This window comes from Streptomyces sp. NPDC050546 (assembly GCF_044457425.1).
GTDB lineage: Bacteria > Actinomycetota > Actinomycetes > Streptomycetales > Streptomycetaceae > Streptomyces.
On the sequence record NZ_JBITGX010000018.1, the window covers coordinates 91696 to 111452 of the forward strand.

Below are 19757 nucleotides of genomic sequence, written 5' to 3' on the forward strand. Positions count from 1 at the left end.
TCACGGCGCGATGACGTCGAACGGCATACTGATCATCTCCGCCAGGAAGTCCGGAAGTCCCGGAAGGGCTGCGGGAACGTAGAGAACACAGGGAACACAAGGAACGTACGGAAACGAGTGGATCGCGTGGACCTCATGCCCCCGACCGCCGACGCGTACGCCGCCGTGCCGCTGCTGAACTGCCTGCTGCGGGAGGTGGCCCGGCCCGAGCGGCAGGAGGGCGGGCACCGGGTCTTCCGCCTGCCCGGCGGGGACCGGCTGCTGCGGGTGCGCGGGACGCGGCGGCCCGCAGAGCCCGAGATCGAGGGGCCGGACGGCTGGCAGCGCGTCGGCCACACCGAACTGGTCAAGCTCGTCGCCGAGGAACTGCGGCGGCACACCGGGGTGTCCAACCACGAACTGCCCGCCGAGATGATCGACAGCAGGGACGCCGTGGCCGTCCTGCTGGAGGCCCGCGACCGCGCGACGCCGCCCGACGACCTCTACCTGCGCTCCGAGCAGTGCCTCCTCACCGGCCACACCCACCACCCCGCCCCCAAGGCGCGGGGCGGCGGCCCGGCCGCCGGCTGGCTGCCGTACGCGCCCGAGGCGTACGCCCGTTTCCCGCTGGTCCTGCTCGGGCTGCGCGAGGACTGCGTCGTCGAGGAGGGCGACACCTCGGCCCTCGACGCCCTCGGCACCGCCCCGCCCGGCTACCGGCTGCTCCCGGCCCACCCCTGGCAGCTCGACCTGGCGGGCGCGGAGCTCGCCGCCGCCTTCGCGGACGGCAGACTGGTCCGGCTCGGCACGACCGCCTTCGACACCTGGCCCACGGCCGCCATCCGCACGCTCTACGCACCCGAGCGGGACCTGTTCCTGAAGTTCAGCCTGGACGTGCGCATCACCAACGACATCCGCCGGCTGTGGCGCCACGACCTGCTCGCCCTGCGCCGCACCGACGCGGCCGTGTGTGCCGCCTTCGACGACTTCGGCACACTCGACGGCCCTCCGGCCTGGCTCGGCGACCGCGGGTACCGCACCGCCGGCTTCGCCTTCGAGGCCCTGGCCGTCCTCGTCCGCGACGGCTTCGCAGGCCATCTGGTGCCCGGCGCGACCCCGCTGCTGGCCGCCGGACTCGTCGAGGGCTTCGACGGCAGCCCGCTCGACCGCGCCGCCGACCCCGGGGCGTGGTGGGCGGCGTATCTGGCACATGTGGTGCCCCCGGCCCTGGAGGCCTTCGCCCGGCACGGCGTCGTCATCGAGGCTCATCTGCAGAACACCCTGATCGCCGTGGACGCCGACGGCATGCCCGTGCAGGCCCTGTACCGGGACGCCGAGGGCGTGAAACTGCTGCCGGACGTGGAGCGGGAAGCCGGCTGGGAGCGGCTCGTGTACTGCCTGGTCGTCAACCACCTCACCGAGATCGCCGGCGCACTCGCCGCACGCCGTCCCGGTTTCGACCCCTGGCCCGCCACCCGCCGGGAGTTCGCCCGCCACGACCTGCCGGAGATCCCCGCCCTGCTCACCTCGCCGACCGTGCCCGCCAAGACGAACCTCCTGCTGCGCTGGACGGGCGCGGACGGCGCCGACGCCCGCTATCTGCCGCTGCCCAACCCGCTCAGGGAAGGAACGTGACCTGGGGAGCGCCCGTGCGCGGATGCACCGTGACCTCTCCCTCCACCCCGTACACCTCGGCCAGCAGCCGGGGGGTGAGGACCTCCGCGGGCGGGCCGGACGCGGTGACCTCGCCCTCGTTCAGGACGTAGAGGCGGTCGCAGTAGTAGGCGGCCAGATTGAGGTCGTGCAGGGCGAGGAGCACCGTCGCGGGCAGTCGGCGCAGGGCGCCCAGCACCTCCAACTGGTGGCGGATGTCCAGGTGGTTGGTGGGCTCGTCCAGTACGAGCAGCGTGGGCTGCTGGGTGAGGGCGCGGGCGATCAGCACCCGCTGACGCTCGCCGCCGGACAGCCGGTCGAAGGGCCGCTCGGCCAGGTGGGCGGCGTCGACCGCCGCGAGCGCGGAGTCGATGAGCCCGGCGTCCTCGGGGGTGTCACCGGCGAGAAGCCGCTTGTGCGGGGTGCGGCCCATGGCGACGACCTCGCGTACGGCCAGATCGAAGTCGGCGCCCGACTCCTGCACCACCGCCGCGACGGTACGGGCCAGCTGCCGCACGGGCAGCGACCAGGCGTCGGCGCCGTCGACCCGCACCAAGCCGCTGTCGGGGCGCAGCACCCGGTAGACGGCCCGCAGCAGACTGGACTTGCCGCTGCCGTTGGGGCCCACCAGCCCGATGGTCTCGCCCGGGCGGGCGGTCAGGGACACGTCCCGCACGAGATGGCGCGCTCCGGCCGTCAGCGTGACGCCCTCGACATCGAGATCGGTCGCGGCCACCCCTGTTCCGATCGCGCTCATCCCACTCCTCGATCCGTGGACCGCCGGGCGTCCCGGCGCATCAGCCACAGGAAGAACGGCCCGCCGCACAGCGCGGTCAGCACGCCGACCGGCACCTCCATCGGCGCGGCGATCGTGCGCGCGGCGATGTCGGCCCACACCAGGAAGACCGCCCCGCCGAGCGCGGCCGTCGGCAGGACCCGGCGATGGTCGCCGCCGACGAAGAGCCGCACGATGTGCGGCAGCATCAGGCCCACGAAGCCGATCGGCCCGGCCGCCGCGACCAGCACGCCCGTCACGAGGGAGACCAGCACGAACATCCGGGCCCGGAACCGGGCCACGTCGAGGCCCATCGTCGTCGCGGCCTCCTCGCCCGCCAGCAGCAGGTTGAGGTTCCGGGACTGCACCATGAGGACACCGACGCCCAGCAGGGTCGCCAGGCTCGGCAGCCACAGCGTGCCCCAGTTGACGCCGCCGAGGCCGCCGAGGGTCCAGGCGAGCACCGCACGGGCCTCGTTGCCCCGGTCGGTGGTCAGCAGCAGCAGATCCAGCAACGCGGTGAGCACCGCCGCGATCGCCACCCCGGACAGCACGAGCCGTACGGAGGTGATGCGCCCTCCGGTCCGGGCGGTGCTGTACACGAGCAGCAGCGCGCCCAGAGCGCCCGCGAACGCGGCGGCCGACAGCGACACCGGCCCGAACACGCTCACCCCGAACACGATCACCGAGACCGCGCCCAGGGACGCCCCCGAGGAGACGCCCAGCAGATACGGCTCGGCGAGCGGGTTGCGCACCAGGGCCTGCAGGGCGGTGCCGACGACCGCGAGGCCGGCCCCGGTCACCACCCCGAGCAGCACGCGGGGTGCCCGCACGTCCAGCACGATGGTCTCGCGCGCTCGCGACCAGTCAGGCTCCGTCCAGCCCGCGCCCAGCGTGTGCGTCACGATGCCCCAGACCTGCCCGGGAGGCACCTGTACGGAGCCGATCGCCAGGCCCGCCGTGGCGGAGACGACGAGCAGGGCGGTCAGGACGAGCAGCGTGACGGCCAGGCCGGTGCGCCCCGTCCGCTGCCCGGGCGGCACAGGGCGTCGCACCGCGGGCGCCTCGGTGGCCGGCTGCGTCACCGGGAGCTCTCGGGGTGCAGCCCGCGCGCCAGGTCCCCGACCGCGTACGCGGAGCGGATGCCGACCAGGGTGGCGGTGAGCGGCAGGACGACGAACCGCTTGTTCTTCACGGCGGGCACATCGGCGAGGGCCGGCTGGGAGAGCAGGAACTTCTTCTTCTGCTCGACGCTCCCGGCTCCGGCGTAGTCGTAGATGGCGATGACCTCGGGCCTGCGCTCGACGACCTGCTCCCAGGAGACGTCCCCGAAGACATCGTCGAGGTCGGCGAAGACGTTCTTGCCGCCGGCCAGCCGGATGATCTCCGTGCCGAGGCTCTTGCCGCCCGCGGTGAAGGCGGTCTTGTCGCCGCTGTCGTACACGAACACCGGCACAGCGGATTCGCCCTCGACGGCGGAGGCCGCCTTGCCGACCCGGCCCTCCAGGTCGGAGACCAGTTCGTCGGCCCGGTCCGGGACGCCGAAGATCTCACCGACGGTGCGGATCTCGTCGTAGGTGTCCTTCATCGTCACCCGCTTCTTTCCGCAGTACTCGCGGTTGAGGTGGGTGTCGATGCCGGCGTCGGCGAACGCCTTGCGGGAGCGACCGTCGTTCTCCGCGAAGGCACTGCCGTAGCCGCCGTAGACGAGGTCCGGCTCGGCCTCCAGGACGGTCTCGAACGACGGCTCCTTCTTCGCCAGTTCCGGGATCGCCTCGTAGTCCTTGCGCAGTTCCGGCAGGACGGCCGAGTCGGGGAAGGCGGTGCCGACCATGCGGTTCTTCAGACCGAGGGCGAGCATCAGTTCCGCCGGGTGCTGGTGGATGGTGACGACCCGCGACGGCGGCTTGTCGTAGGTCGTCTTCACCCCGCAGTTGTCGACGGTGACGGGGAAGCCCGGGGGCGCCTTCGCCGCCTTCGAGTCCTGGGCGGTGCCGCCGGACGAGCCGCAGCCGGCGACGAGCAGCGCCGCCGACAGGGCGACGGCCAGCGCTGTGACCTGCCTGCGGGCAGGGGAGAACAGATGGGACACGTAGAGCCTCCTGGGGAGTCCGCGCTCCTCGGATCGGGCCCGCGACGGGTCAGTGTCCTGACTCCCGGATCGACGTTCCCCCTCGCCTTCCCGCGCTCGCGCGGTGGCGTGTCGAAGGGGTGCACTCCCCGGTCACAGTGGCGGGACCGTGCCGGACTCACACCGGCTTCCTGTCTCCCGTCGCGGCGATGACCTGGTGATAGTACGTTCCGCGCCGTCGCGGTCAACAGGGCGTGCGTGCCCGCCCCGCACGCCCCATGCCCACGTCACCCCTCGCGGACCGCCCGCAGCACCAGCCGCTCGGCGTTCTCGTCGTAGGGCCGGCCGTCGAAGCCACCGAAGACCTCCACGCCCCCGAACCCGGCCTCCTCGGCCATCCGCCGCAGCTCCACGGCGCTGTACACGAACCACACCAGGGTGGCCCGGGTCACCCGCTCGCCGCGCACCAGGACCCAGTCGCTGCGCAGCCGCGCCCAGTCGTCCAGCACCGTGTCGGTCTGCACCATCAGGTCCTCACCGTGCGTCACCACCTTCGGCGGGGTGACCTTGCGGGCCAGCAGCTCCTTGCCGGCCAGGTCCAGGACGAGGGTGCCGCCCGGGGCCAGGCAGTCGTACATGGTGCGCAGCACGCGCGCGTTGTCGGCCGGGTCCTCGAAGTAGCCGAACGACGTGAACATGTTGAGTACGACGTCGAAGCCGCCCGGCGCCTCGAACTCACGCGCGTCGGCCTGGACGTAGGTGACGTCGGTGCCGGTGTCCGCCGACCGTTTGCGCGCCCGGTCCAGCATGGCCGGGCTGAGGTCCACGCCCGTCACCTCGTAGCCGCGCCGGGCGAGCGGCACGGTGAACACGCCAGGGCCGCAGCACAGGTCGAGCACCCGCGCCCCGGGCGTGAAGGACAGCAGGGGAGAGGTGTCGAGAAGCTCCTCGGCCTGGGTGTGGCGCTGCTCGGAGAAGAGGAAGTCGTGGAACTCCGTCCAGAAGTCATCGTCCTGGAACCCGCCCGTCCGTGTCATGCGGCTTCAGTGCTCCTTCTTCGTCGAATGGGACCTGCTTCAGCCGCTCGCCGTGCCTGCGCAGCAAGAGCAGGAGAGGGGGAATTAGCAGACATTGCGCGGCGGCCAGCAGCCAGAACCAGCCGGTGTGCCCGGCGCGTTCGCCGAGGCCGTAGAGCTGCCCGCCCAGCACGCCGCTCGCGCAGGCGCCGAGACCGGCGGCCAGCCGCTGCTGACCGAAGACCACGGCGTCGGAGCGCGGGCTGCGGCGCAGCGCCTCCAGGTCGTTCTTCAGGAACAGCACGATGTCGCCCAGGGTGATCAGCGCACCGCCCGCCAGCAGAGCGGCCCGGCTGCCGATCGCCAGCACGGCCAGTCCGGCCGCCAGCCCCGCGAACCCGACGGTCAGCGCGAGCGCGTAAGGCATCCGCCGGATCAGCCCGGAGGCGAGCGGCTGGACGACGATGACCAGCGTGAAGCAGAGCAGCAGGACCAGGCTGTAGAACTCGCTGGAGGCACGCTCGACCGCGTAGATCGCCAGAAAGTGCTGGAAGTGGAAGTACAGATAGAACGCCAGCGCGTTGGCGGCGAACGGCAGGACGGCCACCCCGGCCAGCAGCCCCTGCCGGGTGGCCTCCGTGCCGGGGGGTCGCTCCCCGGCGGCGGGCAGCCCGGCGTGGCCCGCCGTGACCGCGAGGAACAGCGCCGTGACGGCCGCGAACAGCCAGCCGGGCGAGGACAGCACGAACGGCCCGGCGATCAACGGTCCCACCGCCATGCCCGCGTTGAGCGCCGCGTTGCCCGCCGACAGGAACGCCGGCCGGCGCTCCTCGTCCACCCCGTGCACCAGGTACGCCTTGTTGGCGGGCAGGTACAGGGCGGCGCCGCAGCACGTCAGCACCAGCGCGGCGACCGCCAGGGGCGGCCGGCGCAGGGCCAGCAGGAGGCCGACGAATCCGGCCGTCCGTATGGCGAGGGCCCACAGCATCGTGCGGCGCAGCCCGATCCGGTCCGCGAGCGCCCCGCCGACGACTCCGCCGGAGAACTGCACCAGCGAGGCCACGGCCAGCACCACACCGACCGTGCCGAGCCCCATCCCGAGCCGCTCGTGCAGGAACACCGACATGAACGGCAGCACCATGAAGCTGCCGAGCGGGATCAGGAACGAGCTGAGCAGCAGGAAGCGCAGCGGGCCGCTGAGCGGGAACAACCCGGCGCTCCGCCCGGGCCGTTCACCCACCGGAGGGCTCGGTGAGCACGCGCAGGGCGTTGGCGGCCGCGACCGCCCGGTGCGTGGCCAGTTCCGCCGTCTCCGCCTCGGCGTAGACGATGCCGGCGTAGCCACGGCTGTCGGCCAAGTGCTCGATGGTGTCGCCGACTTGGCGGACGGGATACCAGGCCGGTGACCCGGGCAGGTCCGCCAGCCGGTCGAGTCCGGCGACTCCCGTGAACACTCCGGGCTCGGCCGGATATCCCAGGACGAAGGCCACGGCCGGACCGCCGGGCAGCGCCGTGTCCATCAGCCGGGGCCGGCGGCCGAGCGCGGCCTCGATCATCGCCTCGTACACATTGACGCCGAGCGCCCGGCACAGGCCCTCACCGACCAGCGCGCCCCCGATCCGGGGGTTGACCTCCACCACCTCGGGACCGTCGCGGGTCAGCACGAACTCCACATGCGCGAAACGGTCGGTGTAGCCGATGGCGGCGAGCACCTCGTCGAGCCACCGTTCCAGCGACGCCTCGTGTGCCTCCGGGAAGGCGACGGGGAAGGCCGTGATCTCCTCGCGGAAGCGGGGCTCCGCCGACATGAGCCTGCTGGACACACCGAGGAGCCGCGTACGCCCCGCCCAGGTGAGGGTCTCGGCGCTGTACACCGGCCCGCCGAAGTACGGCTCCGCGAACAGCCGCCCCTTCAAGGGCTGTTCCGCCGCATCCCGCAGGGACCTATCCAGCTCCCTCTCGTCGCGCACCAGCCAGACGTTCTGGCTTCCGGTGCCCGCCGTGTCCTTGAGGACCGCCGGCAGGCCCACCTCCTTGAGCAGCAGTTCCCGGGCTTCCGCGTCCGGACCCGCGGCCTCGGCGGCCCGGCCGCGGGTGAGACCGGCCTCGTGCAGCCGGTTGCGGACGGCCGCCTTGTCCCGGGTGAACCGCAGGACCCCGGGATCGAGCCCCGGCAGGGCGAAACGGTCGGCGAGGTCCGCTCCGGCCAGGGTCCAGGTGTCGGTGGAACTGATCAGGCCCCGCAACTCCGGCGTACGCTCCAGCAGTTCCGCCACCCGCTCCACGTCGAAGGTGTCGATCTCCACGACGTCCAGGGCGCCGGCGGGCAGCCGGTCCAGTTCGTAGGCGTAGTAGGCCGGGTCGCGGGTCAGGAGCAGCAGCCGCTCGCCGAGCCGGTCGGCGGCGCGTACCAGGTGCCCGAGCCCGAACGTCAGCGACTCCAGACAGACGACCGTCATGCCGCCCGCTCCTTCCAGTGGGCGGGGCAGGCCGTGCGCCGCCACGTCATTCTCGACCAGGGCATGCTCATCTCCTCCGGGTCGCGGACCTCGACGGGCTTCAGCGAGGCGGGGTCCAGGGCCTCCGGGTACCGGGCGAAGACGCGCTCCACATAGCGGTGTCCGGTGTCGGCGCCGATCACCAGGTGCAGCCGGTCGGGGTGGCGGCGGGCCTCGTACATCGCGGCCAGATACCCGGCACCGGTGGACAGCCCGGCGAAGACGGCGTGTTCGCGCAGCAGGCTGACCGCGCCGGACATGGCGTGTGTGAAGTCCATCCAGTGCACGGTGTCGTAGAGGTGGTGGCGGACGTTGTCGAAGACGATCGACGACCCGATGCCCGCGATGATCGCCTCGGGGTCGTGATGGTCCTGGCTGCCGAAGGTGACGCTGCCGAACGGCTGCACGCCGACCAGCCGCACCGACGGCTCCGTCTCCCTGAGACGCTCCACGAGGCCGCCCGTCGAGGCGCCGGAGCCCACCCCGCCGACGACGGTCAGCGGGGTTCCGGGAAACGCCTCGGCTATCCGGTCGGCGACCTCGTGGTAGCCGAGGCAGTGGATGTCGTCGTGGTACTGGCGCATCCAGTGGCAGTCGGGGCGCTCGGCGAGGATCTCGCGCACCCGCCGGACCCGTAACTCCTGGTCGAGCTTGAGGTTCCGGGACGGTTCGACCTGCTCGACACTCGCGCCGAGGATCTCCAGCTGGGCGCGGGTGGTGGCGTCGACGGTGGTGGACGCCACGATGTGGCACCGCATGCCGTGGCGGTGACAGGCCAGCGCGAGGGCGTAGGCGTAGATGCCGCTGGAGCTGTCGATCAGGGTCTGGCCCGGCCGGACCGTACCCCGGTCGAGTAATCGGCGCACGGCGGCGAGCGCCGAGTAGATCTTCATCGACTCGAACCGGAGCAGCACGAGCTGGTCGGTGAGCCGGACCAGGTCGGGAACCTTCAGGGCGTCGGCGATATGGGGGTGGATCACCCGTAGCCTCCTTGGGCGAAAGTGCACTGGTGGCCGAGCGAGCGGAAGAACGCGGACAGTTCGGATCTGACGCGGGAGTCCGGGCGGCGGACGAAGAGATAGCCGGTCAGACAGCCCGTGTGCGCGACGAAGACACCGTCGGCACCGAACCGCTCCCGGTGGCCCAGCACCCGGTCGAACGTCGTCTTGGGCAGCACCTCCTGGGACAGCACGGCACTGGTGGTCGCCGCCCGCGCCACGGCGGCCGCGTCGCCGCAGGCGAAGCCCTTCAGCAGGTCGGTCAGGCACCGCTCGTACTCCTCGCCGCGGCGCCGGTAGTGCGCGAGGAGCAGCGAGGTCACGGCGGCGGTGTCCACCGTGCCCGGCTCGATCACATAGGCGGTGTGGAAGCCGATGTCCGTGCCCAGCCGCCGCACCACCCGGTGCCGGCCGCTCAGATGCAGCGCGAACTCGTCGAGGAAGACGCTGTCCGACCGTTCGATCGCCGCCAGGACGCCGAGCACCACGTCGGTGTCGCAGGGCAGCGAGAAGATCCCCGACAGACAGCGCAGGGTCGCCACGATGTCCGCCGTCGAGCTGGCCATCCCGACGCCCACCCGCAGATCGGAGTGCGCGGTCCAGCTTCCCGGCGGCAGGGACGACAGGCCGTGGTGTTCCAGGAAGAGCCGGGCCGCCGTCAGGGACTTCTCCCCGAGCGGAAGGGGCCGCGCCGCCCCTGGCGTGAAGTGCACCCAGGAGTGGCGTTCCACGGGGAACGACACCACCGCGATGTCCGGATCGGGGCCCGCCCGCAGCGGCCCCTGGTACAGCTCGCCGAGCGTGCCGTGACAGACACCGGACACGACACCACTCACGTGCTTTCCTCCGTCCGCCGACCCAGTCCTCGAGGTCACCGTGCACAGCCCGCGTGACGCGCGGGCGCGGTGGCAGGTCTTCGGACTCGTGGGCCGGCGTGCGCTCCCACTCACCGCTGCGGGACAGTCCCGGATTCCCACCGGGTTCCCCTGCGACTGCGCGCCTCAGCGTAGGGAGGGCCACAGGGGATGGAAAGGGTGCCTCCGGGGCCCCGACGGGTACCGGCCGTCCCTCTGGCCGGATTGCCTCTCGGTAACCCATCTCCCCTCGGTGAGACTGTGCTCGATGCTGGTGAACCCGAGGTCCGACGAGAACGGGACGACCGTCCCGAGACCCGGCGCCGAGCGCGTCGCCCTGCGCGGAGATCTCCGCTCCGCGCTGCCCGACGCCGGTGCGGCGGTCGTGGTCACGGCAGCGGTGTTCGCGCTGCTGTGGGCGCGCATGGAGTCGGGCACCTCCGACACGGTCGCGGTCATGCCGTTCATGGACGATCCCGGCACCTACTGGATGTACCTGCTGAGCCAGGCGTTCGGCTGGTCGGGCCTGTTGTGGGCGTGGGGCACGGTCATGCTGGGGCTGCTGCTGTCGGGGCCGGGCCCCGGCCGGCTGCCGGTCTCCCGGCAGGTCCTGGAACGCTGGCACCGCACCACCAGCCTGACCACGATGGCCCTGATGTTCGCGCACGCCCTGATGTTCGCGGCGGAACTCGTTCGCTACGAGGCGCAGTTGGGGTGGGCCGAGCGGCTGTGGGCCGGCTTCGCGGACACCTTCGTGCCCGGCTGGTACGACTCCGGGACCGGCCGCATCGCCATCCCCCTCGGCCAGGGCGCCCTGTACCTGGCGATCCCCCTGGGCCTGCTCTTCTACGTCCGGCACCGCATCGGCGCGAACACCTGGCGCCGCCTGCACCGGTCCGTGATCGTCGTGTACGTCCTCAGCGTCTGGCACACCCTGCTCTACGGCACCAACGTCTGGTACGGCGAGTGGCCGCGCACCGTGCTGTGGCTGCTGCAACTGCCCGTCGCCGCCCTGCTGGTGCTGCGCCTGCTGCGGCCGGCCCGGCGGTCCGAACGCCTGGCCGCGCCCGGTGCGCGCACGGGCGTGACCTGGCCGGCCTGGACGGCACGGGCGGTGGGACGGATCGCCGCCGGGGCCGTCGTCGTAGGGCTCCTCGCCGTGGTGGCCTCCGGCCGGGACGGTGGCCGCGAACGCCCGGCCGAACCGCCGGCTACGCAGCCGCACGCCCACGAGACGGACTGAGGCCGCGCACCGGCCGCATGCGAGGATGATCGGCGAACAAGGCGACGGCGGAACGAGGAAGCCGGTGTTAATCCGGCGCGGTCCCGCCACTGTGACCGGCCCTAGGGGGCTTCTGATGGATCTCCGCGGCGTCGCGACGCCCGGCACGCACTCTCGCCGCACCGGCCAAAAGGCCTAGTAGCTCCGCTACGAGGCCTTCCGCCCGGCACGCCGAGAGCACGCACCGAACGCCGCTCCTTCTTCCGCGGAGATCCATCAGAAGCCCCCTACGCCGGGAGCCAGGAGACTCACGCGGTCGCCTCCTCGACGAACCACCGGGGCGGATCTCCCCGGAGAGAGGACAGGTGCGGCATGTCCGCAACCCCGGCCGGAGGGGTTCCGTGCCGCGTCGTCGTCTGCCGGGACTGCTGCTGCGGCACCGGCAAGGTGACCGGCGTCGACCACACGGCACAGACCGAGCGGCTGCGCGAGGCGGCGCCCGTGCGGGTCTCCGAGTGCCTCGACGTCTGCGACCAGGCCAACGTCATCGTCGTACAGCCGTCCGCCGCGGGGCGTGCCGCCGGGGCCCGGCCGGTGTGGCTCGGGCTGGTCAACGACCCGGCCGCGACCGAGGACATCGTCTCCTGGGTCCGCGAGGGCGGCCCCGGTATCGCCCCCCTGCCCGACATCCTCGGCCTGTACGCCTTCAGCCCGCTCGCGAAACGCCGCGCGGGCAGTTCCTGACCCGGGCGCTGCGCAGGGCCGGAGGCCTCAGGACTCGTCGGCCGGCACGCACAGCACGGGGACGTTCGAGAGGTGCAGCAGCTTGTGGGGGGTCGAGCCCAGCAGGGCCCCGCGCACCGGGCTCTCGCCCCATGTGCCCACCACGATCACCCTGGCGTCATGGCGTGCCGCGGCGTCGATCAGCGCCTGTGCGGGCCGCTCGTCGATGAGTTCGACCGTGCTGGGCACGCCGGCCTCGTCGGCGACGCGGACGGCATGACCGAGCACGGTGCTCCCGGCCTCGCGGACGGCCTTCTGATGGGCGCCGTACTCCTCGCCCGTGACGCCGGGTGCCGCGGCGCCGTAGACGATCACCAGGGGTTCGCCGTACGCGGCCGCCACCTCGATCGCGACCCGCAGCGCGCGCAGGGCGCCCGGGGACTCGTCGTAGCCGAGGACCACCGACATCTTCAGGACTCCTTGCCGTGGACGAGATCGGGGTCGACCGTGCTCGGGCGCTCCGACCAGAACGCGGGGGCCGTCAGCCGCCAGACGACCATGATGATCACGCCCGCGACGGCGACGCCGATACCGATGACGAGCGGCGGGCCGAGCCCGAACCAGGAGCTGCCGCTGTAGGAGTTGGCCGGGTCGGCCATGTCCTGGACCGACTCCACCAGCAGCCACGCCAGCAGCCCGGCGCCGATCAGCGGGCCGAGGCCGATCAGGAGGAAGTCCCGGACGCTCCTGGTCAGCTCGCGTCGGTAGTAGACGGCGCAGGCGAGGCCGGTGAGCGCGTAGTAGAACGCGATCAGCAGGGACAGCGCCGTCAGGGAGTCGAAGAGGGCGTTCTCGCTGGCGTGGTAGAGGACGAGGTACCAGACGATGGCGATGCCGGCGACCCACCAGGTGCTCACGTCCGGGGTGCGGAACCGGGGGTTGATGTGCCCGAAGTGCTTCGGCAGGGCGTACCGGCGGGCCATGGACAGTCCGGTGCGGGACGCCGGGATGATCGTCGTCTGCGTGGACGCCAGCGCCGACGTCGAGACCGCCAGCAGTACGACCCAGTCCCAGCCGCCCATCGCCTCTTCGGCGAGCAGCGCGAAGATGAACTCCTCCTCGGCGGCGTTCTCGGCGAGGTAGGCCGTTCCGGCGTAGGCGACGACCGCGAAGGCGACAGCGAGGTAGGTCACCAGCAGCAGCACCGTCGACCAGATGGCCGCCTTGCCGGGCGCGGTGGCCGAGTCCTCCACCTCCTCGGTGAGGTTGACCGCCGACTCCCAGCCCCAGTAGATGAAGACGCCCAGCAGCAGGGCGCCGGTCAGCGACGCCCCGCCGGCCCCGAAGGGGTCGAGCCAGCTGAACTCGGGTTCGATGGATTCGAGGGTGCCGGTGTCGGCGTAGACGCGGTACAGCGCCACCACGGCGAAGGCGAGCAGGCAGACGACCTGCGCCAGGATGAGGACGTTCTGCACCTTGGCCGACACCTCGGTGCCGATCACACAGATGGCCGTCATCACCACGATGAGCAGCACGGTGAGCAACTGGCGCACGACGTCGTTGTCCGCCCAGCTGTCCAGGCCCACGGCGAGCAGGAAGAAGGTCACGGCGACATCCGCCAGCGACCCGACGACCAGGACGCCCGTCATCGCGATGGCCCAGCCGCCGAGCCAGCCCGCCCACGGTCCCATGGCCCTGGTGACCCAGGAGAAGGTCGTGCCGCAGTCCTGGTCGACCTTGTTGAGGTAGTAGAACGCCGACGCGATCAGCAGCATCGGCACGAACGAGGCGATCATCACCCCGGGGGCGTAGATGCCCACCAGGGCGACGATCGGGCCGATGACCGCCGCGACCGAGTACGCCGGTGAGGTCGCGTTGAGCCCGATGACCAGCGCGTCGAGGAACCCGATCGCATTGGGCTTCAGGCTCGCGGACGGTGGCGGGCCCGCGTCCGCAATGTCCTTGGCCATGCTCCCTCACTCCCGTTGTGCGTGGATCCATACAACAGGCAGGCGTGAGGCATTTTTGTGATTGACGGCCTTTTAGATGGTTTATGTCGCTTTACGGCCCCGTACCAGCAGACGCAGGAAGTACGGCGTGCCGATCACCGCCGTCATCAGTCCGGCGCCCAACTGGGCCGGGGCGATGACGGTCCGGCCGAGCAGATCCGCCGTACAGACGAGCGCGGCCCCGAGCAGGACGGCGACCGGCACCACCCGTACATGCCGCCGGCCGACGAGGGCACGCGCCGCGTGCGGCGCCACGAGACCCACGAAGCCGATGGTCCCGGCCGAGGCGACGGCGGTCCCGGCCAGCAGGACGCTCACCACCAGGAAACCGAGCCTGGCCCCGGACAGCCCGAGGCCGAGCAGCCGCGGGGTGTCCTCGTCCAGGGAGACGAGATCCAGCTCGGTGCGCCGCGCGACCGCGACGGCCAGGCCCAGCGCCAGCACGAGCGCGACGGGTACGACGTCCGGCATGGTCCGCCCGTACGTCGAACCGGACAGCCAGGTCAGCGCCTTGGTGGCGTTGAACGGGTCGGTGAGCACGATGAGCAGACTGATCAGGGCCGTGGAGCCGGCGGCCATGCCGATCCCGACGAGGACCAGCCGGTTCTGCCGGTAGCCGCCCCGGGCCGCGAGCCCGAAGACGATGGCGGAGGACAGCGCGGCGCCCCCGAACGCGGCACCCGCGATGCCCCAGGTGCCGGCGGCGGGCACGGTCGTCACCAGCAGCACGGCGCCCAGCGCGGCACCGCCGGAGACGCCCAGAACCCCGGGCTCCGCGAGCGGGTTGCGGGTCACGGCCTGCACGAGCGTGCCGGCCAGGGCGAGCGACGCGCCCGCGCACAGGGCGGCGAGCACCCGCGGCACCCGGGTGTCCAGCACGAAGGAGACGGCCTGACCGGCCCGCCCCTGCGCCCAGTTCGCGACATCGCCGAGCAGGAGTTTGCTGTCGCCGAGCAGGACACCGGCCAGCGTGACACCCACGACCACGGCGGCCAGGACGCCCACCGTGACCAGGAACGCCGTCCGGCTGGGGATGCGCAGCCGGTCCGGCGCGTCGGCGCCCGCCGTGTCCCGCAGTCGCAGGGCGGTCACCACCAGGAACACGGCACCGACCAGGCTGGTGACGATGCCGGTGGGCACGGCGACCGCCCGGTCCGCGGGGACGAGGGCCCGCAGCAGCACGTCCGACCCGAGCACCAGCGCGGCACCGGTGAGCCCGGCCACCGGCAGGGCCGCGCGGGAGCGGACGAAGCCACGGAACCGGCGGGCGAGCGGACGCACCAGGGCGGGGGCGCAGAGCCCGACGTAGCCGATGGGCCCGGCGAGGGTGACGGCCGCCGCCGACAGCAGCGCCGCCAGCACGACCACCGTGACACGGGTGGCGTGGACCGGCACGCCAAGACCGCGCGCCGCGTCGTCCCCGAGGGCGAGCGCGTCGACCCGCCGTGCGACCAGCAGCAGCCCGGCGAGTCCCACCAGGGCGACGGGCAGCATCTGAAGGACGCCGTCGAAGCCGTTCTGGCCGATGCTCCCCTGGTTCCACTGGTAGAGGCCCTCCGTCTGCTGCGGGAACAGCAGGAGCAGCCCCTCCGTCACGGAGTTCAGGCCGAGCGCGAGCGCCGTGCCGGCGAGGACCAGCCGTACGGTGCCCGTGCCGAGCCCGGACAGGGCGAGCACGACGGCCGCCGCCACCAGCCCGCCGGCGAAGGCGACGCCCGAGGAGGCCAGCAGGGGCAGGGAGACGCCGGTCGCGCCGACCAGCCCGAGCGCCAGGTACGAACCGGCGTTCACCGCGAGGGTGTCGGGCGAGGCGAGCACATTGCGGCTGACGGCCTGGAGGACGGCGCCCGCGATGCCGAGGACGACGCCGACCAGGACGCCGGCGGTCATCCGCGGCAGCCGGGAGGCGATGACCACGGACGCGTCGCCCGGATCGGCCTGCCCGGTCAGGGCCTTGAACACCTGCGCCGGTCCGACGGCGGCGGTGCCCTGGGTGATGTCGACGACCGCGAGAGCGGCGACGAGGAGGACGAGCCCGGCCGTCACCGCGGCCGCGCCCGTACGGGACGCGGCCGCCGCAGGGCGGGTGGTGCTGGGGGGTGCTTCGGTGACGGCCATGGCTCCGGTGCTTCTGCTTCGTCCGAGCGGCTGTTTCGCCGGCTGCTACTTCGTCAGCTCGCCGACGAGGGCGTCGATGTACGCCTCCATCGACTGGGGACCGCCGAACATCCAGATGCCGTCGGGCAGCCGGTGCACCTTGTCCGCCTTGACGAACGGCAGGGACGTCCACACGGCGTTCTTCTTCAGCTGGCCGGAGAACGGGTTGCTGGACTTGTCCTCGTCGTTGCCTATGTAGGCGAACCGCACGTCCTTCGGCAGGGCCGTGAGGCCCTCGACGTCGGTGGTACCGAGGCCGTAGGCCGGGTCGCCCTTGACCTTCCAGGCGTTCTTCAGACCGAGCTGCTTGTTGACCGACCCGATGAGGGAACCGTCGGTGTACGGGCGCAGGGAGACCTGGTTGGCGGTGACATAGCCGTCGGAGAAGGCGATGTCGGAGCCGTCGAGCTTGGCGTCGGCGAGGGCCTTCTTGCCCTCGGCGACCTTCGCGTCGAAGTTCTTGCGGGCCGCCTCGGCCTTGTCGGTGGTGCCGGTCGCCTTGGCGATCAGGTCGAGGTTGGTGAACATCTGACCGATCTGGTCGGAGGCGTCCGCCGACTTGATCTCCAGCACCGGGGCGATCTTCTTCAGCTGCTTCACGGCCGCGTCGGGCAGGTCGGAGCTGGCCACGATGAGGTCGGGGGAGAGCGAGGCGACGGTGTCCATGCTGGGCTCGCCGCGGGTGCCGATGTCCTTCGGCTCGTTCTTCAGAGGGACGGCGGTGTCCCAGGTCTTGTAGCCCTTGACGTCGGCGACGCCGACCGGGTCGACGCCGAGGGTGATGAGGCTCTCGACCTCGTTCCACTCGGTGGCGACGACCTTCTTCGCCGGGCCGTCCAGCTTGACCTTCGCGCCCGTGGAGTCGGTGAGGTCGATGGCCTCGGAGGTCTTCTTCGAGGAGCTGTCGGCGGCCGGCTCGGTGGTGCCGCAGGCGGCGAGGGTGAGCGCCGCGGCGGTGGTGGTGGCCGCGGTGAGCAGGATGCGTCTCATGAGGTGGTGCCGAGCCTTTCGCTTCGGGTGTTGCGGGTGTGGTGCCGGCCGATCGGACGGGTCCGCAGTCGGCCGGTGTGGGGGTCTGTGTCGACGTCGATCCGGATGCCGTAGACGGCGGTCAGCCGCTCCGGGGTCAGGACCTCCTCGGGCCGGCCCTCGGCGACGATCCGGCCCGCTTCGAGCAGCGTGATCCGGTCGGCGATGGCCGCGGCCTGGTCGAGGTCGTGCAGCACGACCCCGACGGCGATCCCGTGGTCGTCCGCCAGATCGCGGACGAGGTCGAGGAGTTCGATCTGGTAGCGCAGGTCGAGATAGGTCGTCGGCTCGTCCAGCAGCAGCACACCGGTCTCCTGGGCGAGGCAGCTCGCGAGCCAGACCCGCTGCAACTGCCCGCCGGAGAGGTGGTCGGCGCCGCGCTCGGCGAGGTCGGTGACCCCGGTCAGCGACAGCGCCCGCTCGACCGCGGCCGACGCGTCCGGGTCGGGGCGGCCGAAGCGGCCCCGGTAGGGGTAGCGGCCGAACTCGACGAGGTCCCGCACGGTCAGCCCGCTGGGCGTGGGCCGGCCCTGGGTCAGCAGGGCCACGTACCGCGCGAACTCCCGGGCGGTCAGGGCGAGGCCGTCGGTGCCGGCGTCGATCCTGAGCGCGGCCTCGCGGGCCCGCTGCAGCCGGGCGATCGTCCGCAGCAGCGTCGACTTCCCGCTGCCGTTGGGGCCGACCAGGACGGTCACCTCACCGGGCCGGAGCGCGATCGCCGCGTCGTGCACGACGTCCACGCCGTCGTACGACACGGTCACACCCGTGGCCGAAAGTTGATGCCCGCGCAGACGCTGTCCGCCGGCCGTTTCTTCACCAGATCTCACGCGGCGAAGGTTAGCCTAACCTTAGTGAATGCCGGGAGGGGGGTGCCTGAACCGTGATCTCAGCCCGTCTGCCACGAGGCCGGATTCCATACCCCCGAGCGGCGCAGCGACTGCGGGCAGTGCAGATAGATCTCGTCAATTTCGAGCACGAGCGCGAGGGCGGGGCGTTTGCCGTCCTGTGCCGTCATGGCATCGAAGAACGGGGCGTCGGTGAGGATGCGGGCCCTGCCGTTGACCCGCAGGACCTCCTTGCCGCCGGGTATCAGATACAGCAGCCCGGCGTGCGGGTTGTCGAGGATGTTGTGGAAGCTGTCGCCGCGCCGGTTCCCCGGCCGGTCGGGCAGGGCGATCGTCCCGGAGTCCACGACATGGGTGAACCCCGGGGCGTCCCCGCGCGGGGAGACGTCGCAGTTGCCCTGGGTGTCGGAGGTGGCCAGCAGGCAGAAGGGGGAGCGGGCGAGGACGTCCCGGTCCTGCTCGGTGAGCCGGTCGTGGACCTTCTCGATCACCACGGGCCAGGGCTCGCCCAGCAGTTCACGCAACTCGGCGCCCGATCCCAGCTGGACCCAGCCCTCCTCGCGCGCGGCGACGGTGTCGGTCGTGTGCGGCAAGGCGGGCTCCCGGGGTGTGCGCGTCCGTCGGTCTGTCCGCACAGCCTAGCGAAAGTGAGGCAAGGCTAGCCTTACCGGGGATTCCGGGGTGGGCAGAACTCGGCCGAGACGACGTTCTTGCCGCCGCCGACCCAGTCCCCGTTGAAGTTCAGGGTGATCATGTGGCGGCCGTCCCTGGAGCCGAAGGACTGGGTCGAGGAGCCGTGGATCCCGCCCGAGTGGCCCCAGACCGGGACCCCGCAGCTCGTCTCGTACTCGATGAGGCCCAGGCCGTAGCGCTGGCCCGGCAGATTGCCCTCCGTCGAGACCGTCCTCGTCATCTGCCGGAGCTGGGCCGGAGGCAGCAGCCTGCCGCCGAACAGCGCGCCGAAGAAGCGGTTGAGGTCGGCGGAGTTGCTGATCATCTCGCCCGCCGCCCACGCCCAGGACGGGTTGAGCTCGGTCACGTCGTAGGTCTTGCCCGGGTCCTCGGTGAAGGTGGAGTAGTGCCGGGTGGGCGCGGGCACGTGCGGGTCGGTTCCGGGGAAGCGCGTGGCGCGCATCCCCAGCGGCCCGGTGACGCGCCGTTCGATCTCCTCGGCGTAGGGCCGGCCGGTCAGCTTCTCGACGATCAGCCCGAGCAGCAGGTAGTTGGTGTTGGAGTACTTCCACGAGGTGCCGGGCTCGAACTGGGGAGGGTTCTCCAGGGCGAGGGCGATGACCTGCTGCGGAGTCCAGTCGTCGTAGCGGGACTCCAGGAAGTCGATGCCGAGCACCTTCTTCGCGAACGTGGCGTCGTCGGTGAAGTTGAAGACGCCGCTGGTGTGGTTCATCAGCTGACGCACCGTGATCTTGGTGCCGTCGTGGCCGTTCCCCCGCACCAGCCCGGGCAGATAGTGGTCGACCGTGGCGTCGAGGTCGACCCTGCCCTCCGCCTGGAGCTGGAGCATGACGGTGGCCACCAGGGTCTTGGTGACACTTCCGGCGCGGAACCGGTCGCCGTGGCCGCGCGGCTGCCGCGTGGTGAGGTCGGCGACGCCCGAAGTGCCCTTCCACACCCCACGGGTGTCCCGCACCTCCCCGACGACTCCCGGCACACCCGCGGCGACGGCGGCGTCCATGGCGGCCTGGGTGGCACCGTGCGCGGCCCCTCGCGTCTCCGTCGCGGCCGCGGGCGTGGACAGCAGGGCCGTACTCGTCGCCGCGATCGCCGTCACGCAGACCAGCGTCGTCCGTATCGGGCGTGCCGACATGTGCACCGACCTCTCTCCGCTCGGGGGAAGGGCATCGTCCCGACCGGCCCTAACAGGCCCCCCACGCGCCGCTAACAGCGATGTGTGACGCTCTTCGAGCAGG

18 protein-coding genes and 3 riboswitches are annotated in these 19757 nt (G+C 71.9%); of the genes, 3 read left to right on the forward strand and 15 right to left on the reverse strand.

What is annotated here, in order from left to right:
- The first annotated feature begins 135 nt into the window (after positions 1–135).
- The gene (locus tag ACIBK5_RS35155; protein ID WP_399026262.1) at positions 136–1614 is read left to right on the forward strand and encodes an IucA/IucC family protein; all 1479 of its coding nucleotides are present in this window, start codon (positions 136–138) and stop codon (positions 1612–1614) included.
- On the opposite strand, the gene ACIBK5_RS35160 is transcribed toward ACIBK5_RS35155, so the two are convergent.
- The 8 genes from ACIBK5_RS35160 to ACIBK5_RS35195 form a co-directional block, all read right to left on the reverse strand.
- A complete protein-coding gene (locus ACIBK5_RS35160; protein ID WP_399026104.1) occupies positions 1598–2389 on the reverse strand; it encodes an ABC transporter ATP-binding protein in 792 nt (263 codons plus the stop codon). The two genes, ACIBK5_RS35155 and ACIBK5_RS35160, sit on opposite strands and share 17 nt — an antisense overlap.
- Positions 2386–3492, reverse strand: a complete 1107-nt coding sequence (locus tag ACIBK5_RS35165; RefSeq protein WP_399026106.1) for a FecCD family ABC transporter permease — start codon at positions 3490–3492, stop codon at positions 2386–2388. Before ACIBK5_RS35165 ends, ACIBK5_RS35160 begins: the two co-directional genes overlap by 4 nt.
- Complete coding sequence (locus ACIBK5_RS35170; RefSeq protein WP_399026264.1) at positions 3489–4490, reverse strand: ABC transporter substrate-binding protein; 1002 nt, start codon at positions 4488–4490, stop codon at positions 3489–3491. Before ACIBK5_RS35170 ends, ACIBK5_RS35165 begins: the two co-directional genes overlap by 4 nt.
- A 59-nt stretch (positions 4491–4549) precedes the next feature.
- Positions 4550–4673: riboswitch (cobalamin riboswitch) on the reverse strand.
- A gap of 92 nt (positions 4674–4765) precedes the next feature.
- Positions 4766–5515: a class I SAM-dependent methyltransferase gene (locus ACIBK5_RS35175; protein WP_399026108.1), complete on the reverse strand. Its 750-nt coding sequence runs from the start codon at positions 5513–5515 to the stop codon at positions 4766–4768.
- Positions 5484–6704: an MFS transporter gene (locus ACIBK5_RS35180; RefSeq protein WP_399026110.1), complete on the reverse strand. Its 1221-nt coding sequence runs from the start codon at positions 6702–6704 to the stop codon at positions 5484–5486. The genes ACIBK5_RS35175 and ACIBK5_RS35180 overlap by 32 nt, the downstream gene beginning before the upstream one ends.
- 22 nt (positions 6705–6726) lie before the next feature.
- Positions 6727–7953: an ATP-grasp domain-containing protein gene (locus tag ACIBK5_RS35185; RefSeq protein ID WP_399026112.1), complete on the reverse strand. Its 1227-nt coding sequence runs from the start codon at positions 7951–7953 to the stop codon at positions 6727–6729.
- Positions 7950–8972 (reverse strand): cysteine synthase family protein, encoded by a 1023-nt coding sequence (locus ACIBK5_RS35190; protein WP_399026114.1) that lies wholly within the window; start codon positions 8970–8972, stop codon positions 7950–7952. The genes ACIBK5_RS35185 and ACIBK5_RS35190 overlap by 4 nt, the downstream gene beginning before the upstream one ends.
- Positions 8969–9826 carry a hypothetical protein gene (locus tag ACIBK5_RS35195; RefSeq protein WP_399026116.1) on the reverse strand — a complete coding sequence of 286 codons (858 nt, stop codon included), beginning with the start codon at positions 9824–9826 and terminating at the stop codon, positions 8969–8971. The genes ACIBK5_RS35190 and ACIBK5_RS35195 overlap by 4 nt, the downstream gene beginning before the upstream one ends.
- A 53-nt stretch (positions 9827–9879) precedes the next feature.
- A riboswitch (cobalamin riboswitch) is annotated at positions 9880–10026 on the reverse strand.
- 86 nt (positions 10027–10112) lie between these two features.
- On the opposite strand from ACIBK5_RS35195, the gene ACIBK5_RS35200 reads away from it, so the two are divergent.
- Positions 10113–11087 carry a ferric reductase-like transmembrane domain-containing protein gene (locus tag ACIBK5_RS35200; protein WP_399026118.1) on the forward strand — a complete coding sequence of 325 codons (975 nt, stop codon included), beginning with the start codon at positions 10113–10115 and terminating at the stop codon, positions 11085–11087.
- A 51-nt stretch (positions 11088–11138) separates the two neighbouring features.
- Positions 11139–11376, forward strand: a riboswitch (cobalamin riboswitch).
- Between the two features lie 62 nt (positions 11377–11438).
- Positions 11439–11810, forward strand: a complete 372-nt coding sequence (locus ACIBK5_RS35205) for a (2Fe-2S) ferredoxin domain-containing protein (RefSeq protein ID WP_399026120.1) — start codon at positions 11439–11441, stop codon at positions 11808–11810.
- A gap of 27 nt (positions 11811–11837) precedes the next feature.
- On the opposite strand, the gene ACIBK5_RS35210 is transcribed toward ACIBK5_RS35205, so the two are convergent.
- The 7 genes from ACIBK5_RS35210 to ACIBK5_RS35240 form a co-directional block, all read right to left on the reverse strand.
- Positions 11838–12257, reverse strand: coding sequence for a universal stress protein (locus ACIBK5_RS35210; protein ID WP_399026122.1), 420 nt, complete (start codon positions 12255–12257; stop codon positions 11838–11840).
- A 2-nt stretch (positions 12258–12259) separates the two neighbouring features.
- Entirely contained in the window at positions 12260–13759 is a 1500-nt protein-coding gene (locus ACIBK5_RS35215; RefSeq protein WP_399026124.1) for an APC family permease, read from the reverse strand.
- Between the two features lie 81 nt (positions 13760–13840).
- Positions 13841–15916, reverse strand: coding sequence for an iron ABC transporter permease (locus tag ACIBK5_RS35220; protein WP_399026126.1), 2076 nt, complete (start codon positions 15914–15916; stop codon positions 13841–13843).
- Between the two features lie 45 nt (positions 15917–15961).
- Complete coding sequence (locus ACIBK5_RS35225) at positions 15962–16945, reverse strand: ABC transporter substrate-binding protein (RefSeq protein ID WP_399026127.1); 984 nt, start codon at positions 16943–16945, stop codon at positions 15962–15964.
- Positions 16942–17811 (reverse strand): ABC transporter ATP-binding protein, encoded by an 870-nt coding sequence (locus ACIBK5_RS35230; RefSeq protein ID WP_399026129.1) that lies wholly within the window; start codon positions 17809–17811, stop codon positions 16942–16944. The genes ACIBK5_RS35225 and ACIBK5_RS35230 overlap by 4 nt, the downstream gene beginning before the upstream one ends.
- Positions 17812–17870: 59 nt before the next feature.
- Positions 17871–18422 carry an MSMEG_1061 family FMN-dependent PPOX-type flavoprotein gene (locus tag ACIBK5_RS35235; protein ID WP_399026131.1) on the reverse strand — a complete coding sequence of 184 codons (552 nt, stop codon included), beginning with the start codon at positions 18420–18422 and terminating at the stop codon, positions 17871–17873.
- A 71-nt stretch (positions 18423–18493) separates the two neighbouring features.
- Complete coding sequence (locus ACIBK5_RS35240) at positions 18494–19654, reverse strand: serine hydrolase domain-containing protein (RefSeq protein ID WP_399026133.1); 1161 nt, start codon at positions 19652–19654, stop codon at positions 18494–18496.
- Between the last annotated feature and the right edge of the window lie 103 nt (positions 19655–19757).